The sequence below is a fragment of the Flavobacterium sp. CECT 9288 genome (assembly GCF_918731615.1).
Classification (GTDB): domain Bacteria; phylum Bacteroidota; class Bacteroidia; order Flavobacteriales; family Flavobacteriaceae; genus Flavobacterium.
Window position 1 is genome coordinate 1,828,447 of record NZ_OU957226.1, and the last position, 14,386, is coordinate 1,842,832.

The window sequence follows — 14,386 nt, forward strand, 5'->3', positions numbered from 1 at the left end:
AAAAAAATGCCCTCAAAAATTATTTTTTGAGGGCATTTCTATGTTATTTCAGTTCACTATTAAAAGGGAACATCACTATCATCTTCATCATCATTAAAATTACTTCCAAAAGCTTCATTTGCTGATGGCAAATTTTTTGTAATAAAAGGATTATCGTCTTGGTTCATACTAGAAGGCAAATCATCATAGCTGCCACTATAATCCTCTAAGTTGTCAAATTTACCTAAGTGTCCTATAAACTTAAGTCGTACGTTTTCTATACTACCATTACGGTGTTTTGCAATCATGATTTCGGCTTGACCTGTGGTTGGCGAAGCTTCGTCATCATCCCATTCGTCTATTTTATAATACTCCGGACGGTACAAGAAGGATACAATATCAGCATCCTGCTCAATAGCTCCAGATTCACGTAAATCAGAAAGTAACGGACGTTTACTAGAACCACGCGTTTCAACCGCACGCGAAAGTTGAGAAAGTGCAATAACAGGCACATTTAACTCCTTAGCCAATGCTTTTAAATTTCGGGAAATAGTAGATATTTCTTGCTCTCTGTTTCCGCCACCTTTTCCGCTTCCGCCAGCAGTCATTAATTGCAAATAATCGACAATTATAATACGGATACCATGTTGGGAAACCAAACGTCTTGCCTTGGCACGTAAATCAAAAATAGATAAGGATGGAGTATCATCAATAAAAAGAGGTGCTTTTTCTAAATTTTTAACTTTGGTACTTAATTGCTCCCACTCGTGTTTTTCTAATTTACCTGTACGCAGTTTTTCAGATGATAATCCAGTCTCGGATGAAATTAAACGTGTAATTAATTGCACCGATGCCATCTCTAAAGAAAATAAGGCAACCGGCATTTTAAAATCAATAGCCATGTTTCTAGCCATAGATAATACAAATGCTGTTTTTCCCATGGCGGGTCTTGCAGCAATAATAATTAAATCACTTGGTTGCCATCCTGATGTAATTTTGTCTAGCTTATCAAAACCAGTGGCTACACCACTTAATCCCTCTTGACCTGCAATTTCTTCAATACGTTTTTTGGCCTGCAGTACAAGACTTTGTGCTGTTTCTGAACTTCGTTTTATGTTTCCTTGAGTAACTTCATAAAGCTTCGATTCGGCTCTGTCTAATAAATCAAAAACATCTGTAGTTTCATCATAAGAATCTTCAATAATTTCAGTTGAAATCCGAATTAAACTTCGTTGAATGAATTTTTGAAGTATAATTCTAGAGTGAAATTCTATATGTGCTGATGAGGATATCTTTTGCGTAAGCTGGATTAAATAAAAATCGCCACCTGCCAACTCTAGTTTTGCGTTTTTCTTCAACTGAGCCGATACCGTCAATAAATCTATAGGTTGTGTCTCAGTAAACAATTGAACGATGGCTTCAAAAATATGTTTGTGTGCTTCTTTGTAAAAAGCATCTGGTTGCAAAATATCAATTACATCATCAACCCCTTTTTTATCGATCATCATTGCGCCTAGAACTGCTTCCTCTAGTTCCAGTACTTGAGGCTGCAATTTTCCTTTTTCTAGGCTTATTATTGTGCTTTTATCAACCTTTACAGGATTAATATTTCTGAAATTTTCCATAAGGCGAAAGTAACATAAATTTAAAAAAAATCTGTGATGAGTTGTTACAAATAAATGTTGATAACCAACTATTTTTTGTTCATAACCCAAAAAAAATCCGTCTCGACTTAGGTTTTAGTACGAGACGGATGAACTATAAATTTGTAAGATTTTACTCTTTAAACTCTCCCATTTTACTGTATTTCTCCATTCTCTGAGCTATAAGATCAGCTGTTGATAAGTCTTTCAGTTCGTTATAGCCTTTTAAGATATACTGCTCTACTGTTTTAAAGGTAGTTTCTTTATCATAATGAGCTCCACCTAGCGGTTCTGGTATAATATCATCAACTAGTTTTTGCCTTTTCATATCAGCTGAAGTCAGTTTCAAAGCGTCGGCGGCTTGTTCCTTGTACTCCCAACTTTTCCATAAAATAGACGAACAAGATTCTGGTGAAATAACCGAGTACCATGTGTTTTCCATCATGTATACCTTGTCCCCTACTCCTATTCCTAATGCACCACCTGAAGCACCTTCACCTACAATAATAGTAATAATTGGCACTTTCAAGTTAATCATCTCAAAAATGTTTCTAGCAATAGCTTCTCCTTGTCCGCGCTCTTCAGCTTCAAGACCTGGATAAGCTCCCGGAGTATCAATAAGTGTTACCACTGGAATACCAAATTTTTCGGCCATTTTCATCAAGCGCAATGCTTTTCTATATCCTTCTGGATTAGCCATCCCGAAATTACGAAACTGACGCATTTTAGTATTGATCCCTTTTTGTTGACCAACAAACATGAACGATTGTCCATTAATTTGACCAAGTCCACCTATCATGGCTTTGTCGTCCTTAAAACCTCTATCTCCAAAAAGTTCTAAAAAAGTACCTTTGGTAAGATTCGTAATATGCTCCAAAACATAAGGCCTATTTGGGTGTCTAGAAAGCTGAACACGTTGCCAAGCCGTTAAATTTTTATAAATATTCTTTTTAGTTTCTTCTAGTTTCTTGCTTATTTGTTTGCAAGTATTCGTTACATCAACATCTGATTCTTCACCAATAATAAGACATTTGTCCAATTGCTCTTCAAGTTCTTTTATTGGAAGCTCAAAATCTAAATATTCCATAGGATTTTTGCGTTTTTGTTTTTATTTCGAACAGCAAATATAAAATTTTAAATCGTTCAAAAAGGTTAATTTACTATTTATGTGAAAAATTTTGATTCCTAAAGCGTACCAAAAGCTATGCAGTTTTGGATTTCTGGTAGTGTTTAATCACTCCATTAAGTATCACAGTAATGACAATTATTATGGCGCCAATGTAAAACTCAAAACTCATTTTTTCTTTGCCACCCAAAATAAAATAAGCCAAGATTATCCCGTACACAGGCTCTAAATTTGTGGTAAGCATCACTGTGTAAGGCGTAAGTTTTTGCATTACTTTAACCGAGGCGGTAAAAGCATAAGCGGTACACACTGAGGCAAGTATTAATATTAGAATCCAGTTGTTTACTGTCATTTCAAAAAAAGCGGCTGTAAATTTTCCTTGTATAAAAAAGTAGGCCGATATAAATACAACTCCTGCTACAAACTCATAAAAAGAAATAACCGAAGGATCATGATTAGCGATTAATTTACCGTTCATCAAGGTAAATAAAACGCCTAGCAATATAGATACCAATGCATACAGCATCCCATCAAGATAGTTGATTTCTACTTGCATAATTAAGGCTAATCCAGCAATGATGATGAGTCCAAAAAAAACTTCGTACCACAAGACTTTTCTGCCATAAAACAAGGGCTCCAATATGGATGCAAAAAAAGCGCCCAGTGAAAACACCGATAATGTTATGGATACATTTGAGACATGAATGGAAAAAGATCCAATGTAAGGCAATCAATAATCCCACAAACATTAATTTCAATAACGATTTTACCGGAACTTTAAAAGATTTTTTTGAAAACACTAAAAAAGCGGCTATAAAAATCCCTGCAAATAACATCCTGAACCATACCAATGCATCAGCAGATATGGTAATCAAAGCGCCCAAAATGGCGGTGAAACCCCATATAAAAACAATTAAATGGAGGTTTAAATAACTTTTTAAATTATCGTTTTGCATTGCGTAGTAAATAAATGGCTAAAATTCCAAAAACAATATTGGGCAGCCATACGGCTAGTAATGGCGGAATACTGGACTTTTCTGCTAGTACCCCAAAGATTTTATCAAAAAATACAAATGAAAAAGCAAGTGCAATTCCTATGGCTAGATTGGTTCCCATTCCGCCTCTACGTTTCATAGATGAAACAGCAACTGCAATAATGGTTAAAATAAATGCTGAAATGGGCACACTATATTTTTTATACAAAACTACGAGATATACATTTATGTTTGAAGAACCTCGCTCGCGTTCTTTGTCTATAAAAGCATTTAATTTCCCTAAATTTAGGGTCTCTGCTATATACACTACTGGTGTTAAATCCTCTAAGTCAAAATCAAAAACGGCTTTCTTTTCAGGGAGTTTAACAATGACATCATTTAGTGGGCCTACTGTTCTTTTTGCATAGTCAAACAAAGTGTAGGTACTGTCTTTTGGGTTCCAAGTAATTCTACTGGCTGTAATTTTATGTACCAGTTTATCATTTTTAAAACGCTCTAGAGAAAAACTAAAAGCCGTCTTAGTCTCGGTATTAAAACTGTTTACATAAATAAAATCAGTATCATTTATTTGCCTGTACACATCGGTATTATCACCTCTCATGGCTTCTTTACCGCCTCCTTTTAAGTACATGTACCTAAAATTATTAAAACCTTCACTGGCAGATGGCACCACAAAAAAACCCATCAACAATACAAATACAGATACTATAGAAGCACCCATAATATAAGGCCTCAAAAAACGGGTAAAGGAAATACCCGAACTCAGTATGGCAATAATCTCAGTATCATTGGCCAGTTTTGAGGTAAACCAAATCACCGATAAAAACAAAAATATAGGAAAAAGAGAATTGGCAAAATAAACCGTAAAATTGTAATAATAAAGCGCTATTTCAACAATAGGAACCTTATTTTCAAGCAGTTTATTAATCTTCTCAGATACATCCACCACAATCCCTATTGGAATAAACAACAACAACATTACCGCAAATGTGGCTAAATATCTTTTAAGAATGTATTTGTCTATTATTGTAAGCATGTTTTTGTTTCAAGTTTAAAGTTTCAGGTTTAAAGCAAACGCCAGAACGTTACACTTGAAACCTGAAACATTTTTTTACAAACGTTGGCTCATGTTTTTAACCATCATCTCTTTCCAAGGTTTAAAGTCTCCTGCTAAGATGTGTTTTCTAGCCTCGCGCACTAACCACATGTAAAATCCAAGATTGTGAATGGTAGCAATTTGTTTACCTAAATATTCATTTGCTGCAAAAAGGTGACGCAAATACGCTTTTGTATATTCTGTATCAACAAAGGTGATTCCCATTTCATCAATAGGAGAAAAATCAGCTTCCCACTTTTTATTTTTAATATTAATGGTTCCATTTGCTGTAAACAACATTCCGTTACGGGCATTACGTGTAGGCATCACACAATCAAACATGTCAATACCCAAAGCAATATTCTCAAGAATGTTTATAGGCGTTCCCACACCCATTAAATATCTTGGTTTATCCTCAGGTAATATTTCACACACTACTTCAGTCATGGCATACATTTCCTCAGCTGGTTCCCCTACAGATAAACCGCCTATGGCATTACCTTGTTGATTAGAATTGGCAATATATTCTGCTGATTGTCTTCTTAAATCTTTATACGTACTTCCTTGAACAATTGGAAAAAAAGTTTGCTCATACCCGTACTTAAACGGAAGCGTGTCCAGATGATTGATACAACGGTCTAGCCAGCGGTGCGTCATTTTCATAGAGCGCTTGGCATAATTGTAATCACAAGGATAAGGCGTACACTCATCAAATGCCATGATGATATCAGCACCTATGGTTCGCTGAATTTCCATAACATTCTCAGGCGTAAAAAAATGGTAAGAACCATCAATGTGGGATTTAAACTTAACGCCCTCTTCCTTAATTTTTCTATTGGCACTCAAAGAATATACTTGATACCCGCCAGAATCAGTCAAAATATTGCGATCCCAGTTCATAAACTTATGCAAACCACCTGCTTTTTCAAGAATTTCAGTTTGCGGTCGCAAGTATAAGTGATAGGTATTTCCCAGAATAATATCTGGATTAATATCGTCTTTTAATTCCCTTTGGTGTACTCCTTTTACAGAGGCCACAGTACCTACAGGCATAAAAATTGGCGTTTCAATCACACCGTGATCTGTTGTAATTGTTCCCGCTCTGGCCTTAGATAGCGGATCATTTTTTAATAAATCAAACTTCATATAACTTTTTTACTGTTGGCAAAGATAACAGAATTACAATTTGGGCATACCTAATTCTGATTTTTTAATACTGTTTTCTTGTTTTGAATGAATAATAGCACTTATGACAAGAATATTATAACTTAATTTAGAAATGCTATAACACTCTTAAAGTAAAAAATACTGATCTTTGGAGTAGTATTTAAACACCCTAAAATCATGCAAACGGTACTCAAAAAAATCATTCCGTTAGTTCTAATTTCATTCTTTTTTACAAGTTGCTCGGTTGTAGAAGGCATTTTTAAAGCAGGAATGGGAGTTGGCATATTTATAGTCATTGCCGTAATAGCAATGATCGTTTGGATTATTAGCCGAATTACAAAAAAATAAAACATAGAAATCATGAAAAAGGATACCACTAAGGTTGCTGCCAAAAGTTCTAAAAGTACTATTGAGAAAAACCTGGAAAAATTAGAGTATCCAGCCACCGAAGATATTTTTGTTCAATTGGACCAAGATAAAGAAATAGATATAGAAGCGATTCCGAATAATAAGAAATTAGAAAATAAACCAGAACTTTGGGACGAAAATGCGTTGCCAACACAAGGAATTGGAAGTGATTTAGACATTCCCGGTTCAGAACTGGATGACGCTCAAGAACAAGTGGGCAGTGAAGACGAAGAAAACAATTTTTACAGCGAAAGCGACACCAAATAATCCCTTAAAAACATAATTATGGCTATCAAATCCGTTAATCCATATACCTTAGAAACGCTAAAAACGTTTGACGAAATTACAGATTCCCAGTTAGAACAAGCAATTGACAATGCACATGACGCTTACTTAGACTGGAAAAAAACTAGCTACGAAGATCGTTCAGCATTACTACTTAAAATTGCTGCTACCTTTCGATCAAAAAAGAAAGAATTGTCTGAAATGATCACCACCGAAATGGGGAAATTAATCGGACAATCAGAATATGAAATTGAATATTGCGCCAATATTTTTGAGTATTATGCCAAAAATGGAGCTGAATTTTTAGCCGATCAAAAAATAACCACTGCAGTAGGCGAAGCCGTTTTGACCAAAGCCCCAATTGGTGTTATCCTTGCCGTTGAACCTTGGAATTTTCCTTTTTATCAAGTTGCCCGCGTGGTTGCTCCTAACTTAATGATTGGGAATACCATCGTGCTCAAACATTCCTCAAACGTACCGCAATGTGCCCAAGCATTTCTAGATATTTTTACCGAAATACAAGCTCCAAAAGGTTTATATACCAACTTGTTTTTATCTTCAAAAAAGATTGAGAAACTAATTGAAAACCCAAAAATTCAAGGTGCTTGTTTAACCGGAAGTGAAAAAGCAGGAGCTTCACTTGCCCAATTTGCTGGGAAAAACATTAAAAAATCAGTATTAGAACTGGGGGGAAATGATCCGTTTATTGTTTTGGAAGATGCCGATATTGACCGTGCAACCGACTTAGCAATTAAAGGCCGAATGATCAATAACGGACAAAGCTGCGTGGCTTCAAAAAGATTTATCGTTTTAGAGCAAGTAGCCGATGCATTTTTAGAAAAATTCACTCAAAAAATGGAAGCCTTAAAACTGGGCGATCCCATGGACAAAGAAACGCAACTAGGACCATTATCCAGTCAAGATGCCCTAGACACCTTATTAGAACAAGTAAACACCACCATAAAACAAGGCGCAACGGTTGTTACTGGTGGAAAGCAAGCAAATTTAAAAGGCGTTTTCATGCAACCTACCATTTTAACCCATTTAAAACCAGATATGCTTGCGTATCAAGAAGAATTATTTGGTCCCGTAGCCAGTTTTTACCGCGTAAAAAATGATGAAGAAGCCATTGAATTGGCCAATGCTACTCGATTTGGTTTAGGAAGTTCCATTTTTTCAAAAGACATAGAAAGAGCAAAAAATATGGCCAAACAAATCGATTCTGGAATGGTTTTCATCAATCAACCCACAAAATCAAACGAAAGTTTACCCTTTGGCGGAACAAAAAGATCAGGTTATGGTAGAGAACTCTCTGCATTGGGGATGGATGAATTTGTAAATAAAAAATTAATTCATGCCGTTTCAGAAACCGACATCTTATAAATCAATCCACAATTTAAGAGTCCCACTTCGGTGGGATTTTTTTTTTGGTACTGGTAAAAAAATAACGAAAACCAAATCAAAAAACACCTTCCTGCACTCCATTCCCAAAAAACAGTATTCATTTCCTTTTGGGTGTACCCCTACGTAAAAACTTCGGGTCGGGCTTTCGGCTTTATCTTTCCGTTACACTACAAGGATACCACCTCTATCCCTTACACAAAAAAAGACATTGCTTCATTCTACAACATGGAGTAAAAATCTTAAAAAAAATTGTATCTTTCAACCCCAAAAAAGAGGCACAATGAACTGGAAAGCAGCACCCTTAATACACAAAGACGAAAATAGAATTGCACTCTATTTTGAAAAAAACCAAGATCTTATTCAACAAGTCAAGCAAATAAGCGGCGCTAGATGGAGCCAACAAAAAAAACTGTGGCACATACCCGATACTATTGAAAACCGAATCCAGTTTCAAATTCAAGCAGACCCTACACAGCAAATTTCTCTAGAAGCAATTCATTATTTAGAAAAATTCAAACAATGGCTGCAATCCAAAAGGTATAGCCAAAACACCATAACCACCTACTCTGAGGCCTTAAAAACATTTTTGCTCTTTTTTCCAGAAAAAAACATCCCCGAAATAGACAATAATGATGTAATCCTATTCAATAACAACTACATTCTACATAAAAAATTATCTGAATCCTATCAAAATCAAATTGTAAACGCCATCAAACTCTTTTTTAAAATAGTAATGGACACTAAAATTGACATTGAGAAAATACATAGACCAAAACGCGCCAAAGTATTACCCAATGTATTAAGCAAAGAAGAAGTAAAACTAATTTTGAATGCCCACAGCAACCTCAAACACAAAACAATGCTTTCCCTAATTTATAGTTGTGGCTTGCGTAGAAGCGAACTATTAAACTTAAAACCAGCCGATATTGATTCTAAAAGAGGAGTTGTTATTATTAGACAAAGTAAGGGTAAGAAAGACAGAATTACACCATTATCCCAAAAGATATTAGAATTGCTGCGAGAATATTATAGTTTATACAGGCCTAGCATTTGGTTATTTGAGGGGCAAAATGCAGGAGAAAAATACTCTGAATACAGTTTACAAAGCGTTTTAAAACAGGCGCTACAAAAAGTAGGAAATACAAAACTAGTTACACTTCACTGGTTACGACATAGTTTTGCCACCCATCTATTAGAAAGCGGCACTGATTTAAGGTATATTCAAGAATTATTGGGTCATAACAGCAGCAAAACTACCGAAATTTACACCCACGTAAGTACGAAAAGTTTGCAACAAATTAAAAGTCCGTTTGATGATTTATAACTAATTATTTCTATATTTGAAAACAAATAAAATGTGACGTTTATCACACATATCTACCCAAATTGGGATGGCTTTGAGTGATTTTGTCACACATATATACAAGTTGTATGCTATGCGGCCAAAAATACTAAAATGAAAAAACTACTTATTCTGACAATATTTTTATCGATTGTTTCTTGTAATGGACAAGAAAAAGAAGCCAAAGATTTAGTAAAAAAAGCTAACGATTTATTTATGAAATCTAATCAAGACGAAAATGTAAAAATCGACAGTTGTTTAGTTTTAGTTGACAAAGCTATCGAAATTGACGGAAGTTATTTTAATGCTTATTATACCAAAAGTAAATTCTTGACTTGGAAAAAAGACATTAAAGAATCGATTAAAAATAATGCGAAAATGATTGAACTAAGACCACAACAACCTTTATGGAAAATTCAACGAGGACTTTTTTTTGACATCGATGGAAACAAAACTGAAGCTGAAAAAAATTATAAAATTGGTTTAAGTGAATATGAAAACTTATTGAAAACCGAACTGAAAAATGATTTTAACTTCCGAATGGAATATTTATCTGCTTTAGAAACAAAAGGAGAACTTAAAAAAGCAGAACTTGAACTGAAAAACATAAGTCGAGATTTTCCAGACAACGAAATATTAAAAGTGTATAAAACTGAATACAAATTTAAAACTAAAGCCGAATTAATTGCTTTGTGGCATAACGGAACTGATAATTAGCACAGCATACAACAGCTGTTTTGATATAGCTGGAATTTAGTGGAATTACCGTTTCGCATCAAGTTTCCGTTAAGCCGAAAATTGAGCGGTTACGAACTTCCAGCCATCTCAAAGCAGCGGAACGTTATGGGGCAGTTGTGCCGAAATAAATCGACTAAAAAATAGAAACCGATTTGTTTGCGCATAAAAAAAAATCAGAATCCCAAAAATTGCATTTTGCCGACAGAAACTTAAAGAGTGGAAACTTGAAAAGCAGAATCGTGAAAATTGAATTTTGACGACAGAAAAGTGAAAAGCAGAAAAGTGAAAACCTATTTTGCAGACAGAAATTTAAAAAACAGAAACTTGATTTTTTTGCAAAGAGTTTTAAAGCGAAAAGAAAATATTTGAAATAACGAACCGAAAATTGCGAGCAGAAAAGTAGAAACTTTAGAATTAAATTTTGCCGACAGAAGCGTGAAAACTTTATGTGATAAATGTAATTTCGAAACAAACAACCGCCCCATAACATTAGCTATAATCAAGCTGGGGTTTTGTGCAAAATTGAAGTTCATCTTGCTTTTGAAATTTATAAATTAATTGGAAGTTCATCTTCCTTAATCCCAGCCTGCTTATAGCAGGAACGTTAGCCGTCAGTTTAGAGCGACAGAAAACCGAAAGAAAACAAAACTATAAACGAAGAAAAAATGAGTATTTTTAGTAAACTATTTAATGGTAACGAAAAGCCCAATTTTAATGCATTATTTGAGAATGAAAACTTCAAGAATTTTATATCAAAAGCAGAAGATATTTCTTTAGGTTATGGTGAAATAAATATATTCAAATTAGAAAATATAGAAAAAGAACAAATTGGATATAGCGTATCCGAAAATGGAAAGTCTTTAACTGGTAACAAAAATGGAGATTGGAAAAAGAATTGGATTGTAATTGCAACTGATAATATGGATGATCCAATTTTTGTTGATATTGAAAATCAAAACTTGCCAGTTTTTATTGCTGAACACGGAAATGGAGAATGGGAAGAAAATTACATAGCAATTTCAATTGAAAATTTCAGTCAAATATTAAATGATTTAAAACAATTGTCAATTAAAAGAGAAAATCCTGTTCAAATTGAAAAAAATCCGATTTCAGAAACAGAATTAGAAATATTTTTATCTAAAACAAAAGAAGAAAATAAAGGAATGGATGTCGAATATTGGAAAATATTTTTAGAAAATGATTAATAAAAAACCGAACGGCTAACAGCAGTTACACGAGATTTGGGTTTTAGGCTTAATTTAAAGTTGGTTTTGTACCAGAGAATTTCAGTCTTTAACCGAAAATTAAGGCGTACTTAATCCCAAACCTCGTGTAGCTGCAAAACGTTACCAGTAATTTTATGACACGACAGGAGAAAAGACAATTTAACAGAGAAAATCAAAAGAAAACATCAAAATTGAAGCCCTATAAACCTATTACTAAAAATGATAGAATTATTATTATTTCAATCGCGTTAGTAATAATATTTTCGTTTCTCTATGTAGCTTTACGTGATAATTCATTACCGAATAACGAATTAGTTTCAATCAATGTAACACTAAAAAGTTCTCCAAAATATGACGAATACAAAATAAAGTCTACAACATACAGAGATATAGTTCTAACAACAAAAGAATACAATAGAGAATTTAAAATTACTGATATGACTTACGAAGCGACAGATCACGAAGCTTTTAAATCAAACATTAAATCGGGAGATAGAATTGAACTTAAAGTTTTGAAATCTGAAGTTTCAGAACTAGACGAAAACAGTTTTTGGAATGATTATAATGATGTCTATGGTTTAACAAAAAATGGGAGAAATTTTATAGATGTTGAATTAAGAACTGAACTGAAAGATAGCGATAGTAAATGGTCATATTTTTTTATCGCAATTGGACTTATAATGCTTCCTTATGGTTTTATTAAAAGAAAACCCTTGATTAGTATGGACAAAGCTCTAACAACAATATGCGTACTAGGACTAATTTTGATTTTGATAATAAATCGAACTTAAAAAAACTACTGGTAACAGCGGTTACACGAGATTTGGGTTTTGGGCTTAATTTAAAGCTGGTTTTGTACTTGAAAAATTAGTGTTTAACCGAAAAATTAGTCTTAATTTAGTCCCAAACCTCGTGTAGCCGCGAAACGTTATGGGGCAGTTGTGCCGAAATAAATCGACTAAAAAATAGAAACCGATTTGTTTGCGCATAAAAAAAAATCAGAATCCTAAAAATTGCATTTTGCCGACAGAAACTTAAAGAGTGGAAACTTGAAAAGCAGAATCGTGAAAATTTAATTTTGCCGACAGAAAAGTGAAAACGGATTTTGCCGACAGAAACTTAAAAAACAGAAACTTGATTTTTTTGCAAAGAGTTTTAAAACGAAAAGAAAATATTTGAAATAACGAACCGAAAATTGCGAGCAGAAAAGTAGAAACTTTAGAATTAAATTTTGCCGACAGAAGCGTGAAAACTTTATGTGATAAATGTAATTTCGAAAAAAACAACCGCCCCATAACATTAGCTATAATCAAGCTGGGGTTTTGTGCAAAATTGAAGTTCATCTTGCTTTTGAAATTTATAAATTAATTGGAAGTTCATCTTCCTTAATCCCAGCCTGCTTATAGCAGGAACGTTATGGGGCAGTTGTGCCGAAATAAATCGACTAAAAAATAGAAACCGATTTGTTTGCGCATAAAAAAAATTAGAATCCCAAAAATTGCATTTTGCCGACAGAAACTTAAAGAGTGGAAACTTGAAAAGCAGAATCGTGAAAATTGAATTTTGCCGACAGAAAAGTGAAAACGGATTTTGCAGACAGAAACTTAAAAAACAGAAACTTGATTTTTTTGCAAAGAGTTTTAAAACGAAAAGAAAATATTTGAAATAACGAACCGAAAATTACGAGCAGAAAAGTAGAAACTTTAGAATTAAATTTTGCCGACAGAAGCGTGAAAACTTTATGTGATAAATGTAATTTCGAAAAAAACAACCGCCCCATAACATTAGCTATAATCAAGCTGGGGTTTTGTGCAAAATTGAAAGTTCATCTTGCTTTTGAAATTTATAAATTAATTGGAAGTTCATCTTCCTTAATCCCAGCCTGCTTATAGCAGGAACGTTACCAGTTACCTTAAGAGAAAAAATCGTGAATAATAAGATTTTAGCATTAGAAAAATTAAAACGTAAGGAAAAATTCTCTAACGAAGAATGGAATAATCGCGGGTTGAATCCTTCTGAAAAAAGTCTATGCATTAAACTTGAAAAATCTTTTAATGATTTACTAACGAATTTAGTTTCTGCAAATAATACAAAAAAAACGGATAAAGAAATTGAGTTCATATTTGAACGCTATTTAAAGGAAATTAAATCCGACGAATTAGATACAGAAGAAAGAGAATTTGTTGTGGATTATTTTGCTGAGATTGCGGAAATTTTAAACATTAGGAGTATTAATGAAAAATTAAACTTTTGGACATACGGAATTGAAGCTTATAATCATGAGGAAGCCGAAAGAAAAGCTTCGGAAAAAATATTAGCAGGAGAAAGAGAAAGACACGAAATTCTTTCCATAGAATGCCAAAAATGCAAAACTCAATTGGAAACTTTTGTATTGGAACGAGATAATGACATTCCTAGTTTTGAGTTTGACATAATTAAATGTGTAAAATGTTCTGAACTCAATATTCTCGATAAAGGTTATGGAATAAAAAGATATAGATTCCTAAATTATGAACTAGTAGAAGAGTTGACAAAAGAGGAATATGATTTACCGAAAGCTTTACAAAGATTAGAACAATTAAAAACCCGAGAATAAAGGCAACTGGTAACACACGCTACAAGCAATTTGGGGATTTGGCTTAATGGAAAAATTGGTTTGTATTTGGAAGATTTGGCAAATCCGAAGAATGGGCTTAATTTAGTCCCAAACTGCTTGTAGCGCGGGGACGTTATGGGGCAGTTGTGCCGAAATAAATCGACTAAAAAATAGAAACCGATTTGTTTGCGCATAAAAAAAAAATCAGAATCCCAAAAATTGCATTTTGCCGACAGAAACTTAAAGAGTGGAAACTTGAAAAGCAGAATCGTGAAAATTGAATTTTGCCGACAGAAAAGTGAAAAGCAGAAAAGTGAAAACGGATTTTGCAGACAGAAACTTAAAAAACAGAAACTTGATTTTTTTGCAAAGAGTTTTAAA

Annotated in this window: 12 protein-coding genes and 1 pseudogene; 8 read left to right on the plus strand and 5 right to left on the minus strand. The window is 33.8% G+C overall.

What is annotated here, in order from left to right; all coding sequences use genetic code 11:
* Positions 1-59: 59 nt before the first annotated feature.
* From dnaB to tgt, 5 genes and pseudogenes are all read right to left on the minus strand, one after another.
* Positions 60-1,604: a replicative DNA helicase gene (gene dnaB, locus LQ189_RS07955; RefSeq protein WP_230155605.1), complete on the minus strand. Its 1,545-nt coding sequence runs from the start codon at positions 1,602-1,604 to the stop codon at positions 60-62.
* A gap of 151 nt (positions 1,605-1,755) precedes the next feature.
* Complete coding sequence (locus LQ189_RS07960; RefSeq protein ID WP_158730447.1) at positions 1,756-2,709, minus strand: acetyl-CoA carboxylase carboxyltransferase subunit alpha; 954 nt, start codon at positions 2,707-2,709, stop codon at positions 1,756-1,758.
* A gap of 115 nt (positions 2,710-2,824) precedes the next feature.
* Positions 2,825-3,704, minus strand: a pseudogene (locus LQ189_RS07965) (DMT family transporter).
* Positions 3,691-4,779 carry an LptF/LptG family permease gene (locus tag LQ189_RS07970; RefSeq protein ID WP_230155607.1) on the minus strand — a complete coding sequence of 363 codons (1,089 nt, stop codon included), beginning with the start codon at positions 4,777-4,779 and terminating at the stop codon, positions 3,691-3,693. The pseudogene LQ189_RS07965 and the gene LQ189_RS07970 overlap by 14 nt, the downstream one beginning before the upstream one ends.
* A gap of 75 nt (positions 4,780-4,854) precedes the next feature.
* Positions 4,855-5,985 (minus strand): tRNA guanosine(34) transglycosylase Tgt, encoded by a 1,131-nt coding sequence (gene tgt / locus LQ189_RS07975; protein WP_230155609.1) that lies wholly within the window; start codon positions 5,983-5,985, stop codon positions 4,855-4,857.
* A gap of 198 nt (positions 5,986-6,183) precedes the next feature.
* Here tgt and LQ189_RS07980 point away from each other — a divergent pair, with 198 nt between their 5' ends.
* From LQ189_RS07980 to LQ189_RS08015, 8 genes are all read left to right on the plus strand, one after another.
* Positions 6,184-6,354 carry a hypothetical protein gene (locus LQ189_RS07980; RefSeq protein WP_230155611.1) on the plus strand — a complete coding sequence of 57 codons (171 nt, stop codon included), beginning with the start codon at positions 6,184-6,186 and terminating at the stop codon, positions 6,352-6,354.
* Positions 6,355-6,366: 12 nt separating this feature from the next.
* On the plus strand, positions 6,367-6,681 hold the full coding sequence (locus LQ189_RS07985; protein WP_230155613.1) for a hypothetical protein: 315 nt from the start codon (positions 6,367-6,369) through the stop codon (positions 6,679-6,681).
* Between the two features lie 18 nt (positions 6,682-6,699).
* On the plus strand, positions 6,700-8,082 hold the full coding sequence (locus LQ189_RS07990; protein ID WP_230155615.1) for an NAD-dependent succinate-semialdehyde dehydrogenase: 1,383 nt from the start codon (positions 6,700-6,702) through the stop codon (positions 8,080-8,082).
* A 301-nt stretch (positions 8,083-8,383) separates the two neighbouring features.
* Positions 8,384-9,427 (plus strand): site-specific tyrosine recombinase/integron integrase, encoded by a 1,044-nt coding sequence (gene xerA, locus LQ189_RS07995; protein WP_230155617.1) that lies wholly within the window; start codon positions 8,384-8,386, stop codon positions 9,425-9,427.
* A 132-nt stretch (positions 9,428-9,559) separates the two neighbouring features.
* Positions 9,560-10,162 (plus strand): M48 family metallopeptidase, encoded by a 603-nt coding sequence (locus LQ189_RS08000; protein ID WP_230155625.1) that lies wholly within the window; start codon positions 9,560-9,562, stop codon positions 10,160-10,162.
* 686 nt (positions 10,163-10,848) lie between these two features.
* Positions 10,849-11,388 (plus strand): hypothetical protein, encoded by a 540-nt coding sequence (locus tag LQ189_RS08005; protein WP_230155627.1) that lies wholly within the window; start codon positions 10,849-10,851, stop codon positions 11,386-11,388.
* A 155-nt stretch (positions 11,389-11,543) separates the two neighbouring features.
* Positions 11,544-12,200 (plus strand): hypothetical protein, encoded by a 657-nt coding sequence (locus tag LQ189_RS08010; protein ID WP_230155628.1) that lies wholly within the window; start codon positions 11,544-11,546, stop codon positions 12,198-12,200.
* A 1,136-nt stretch (positions 12,201-13,336) separates the two neighbouring features.
* On the plus strand, positions 13,337-14,005 hold the full coding sequence (locus LQ189_RS08015; RefSeq protein ID WP_230155630.1) for a DUF4844 domain-containing protein: 669 nt from the start codon (positions 13,337-13,339) through the stop codon (positions 14,003-14,005).
* Positions 14,006-14,386 lie beyond the last annotated feature (381 nt).

What these genes read in the sequence shown, in the direction of transcription:
- dnaB (WP_230155605.1), bottom strand. Translation starts at nt 1,604, where the DNA reads ATGGAAAATTTCAGAAATATTAATCCTGTAAAGGTTGATAAAAGCACA.
- LQ189_RS07960 (WP_158730447.1), bottom strand. Translation starts at nt 2,709, where the DNA reads ATGGAATATTTAGATTTTGAGCTTCCAATAAAAGAACTTGAAGAGCAA.
- LQ189_RS07970 (WP_230155607.1), bottom strand. Translation starts at nt 4,779, where the DNA reads ATGCTTACAATAATAGACAAATACATTCTTAAAAGATATTTAGCCACA.
- tgt (WP_230155609.1), bottom strand. Translation starts at nt 5,985, where the DNA reads ATGAAGTTTGATTTATTAAAAAATGATCCGCTATCTAAGGCCAGAGCG.
- LQ189_RS07980 (WP_230155611.1), top strand. Translation starts at nt 6,184, where the DNA reads ATGCAAACGGTACTCAAAAAAATCATTCCGTTAGTTCTAATTTCATTC.
- LQ189_RS07985 (WP_230155613.1), top strand. Translation starts at nt 6,367, where the DNA reads ATGAAAAAGGATACCACTAAGGTTGCTGCCAAAAGTTCTAAAAGTACT.
- LQ189_RS07990 (WP_230155615.1), top strand. Translation starts at nt 6,700, where the DNA reads ATGGCTATCAAATCCGTTAATCCATATACCTTAGAAACGCTAAAAACG.
- xerA (WP_230155617.1), top strand. Translation starts at nt 8,384, where the DNA reads ATGAACTGGAAAGCAGCACCCTTAATACACAAAGACGAAAATAGAATT.
- LQ189_RS08000 (WP_230155625.1), top strand. Translation starts at nt 9,560, where the DNA reads ATGAAAAAACTACTTATTCTGACAATATTTTTATCGATTGTTTCTTGT.
- LQ189_RS08005 (WP_230155627.1), top strand. Translation starts at nt 10,849, where the DNA reads ATGAGTATTTTTAGTAAACTATTTAATGGTAACGAAAAGCCCAATTTT.
- LQ189_RS08010 (WP_230155628.1), top strand. Translation starts at nt 11,544, where the DNA reads ATGACACGACAGGAGAAAAGACAATTTAACAGAGAAAATCAAAAGAAA.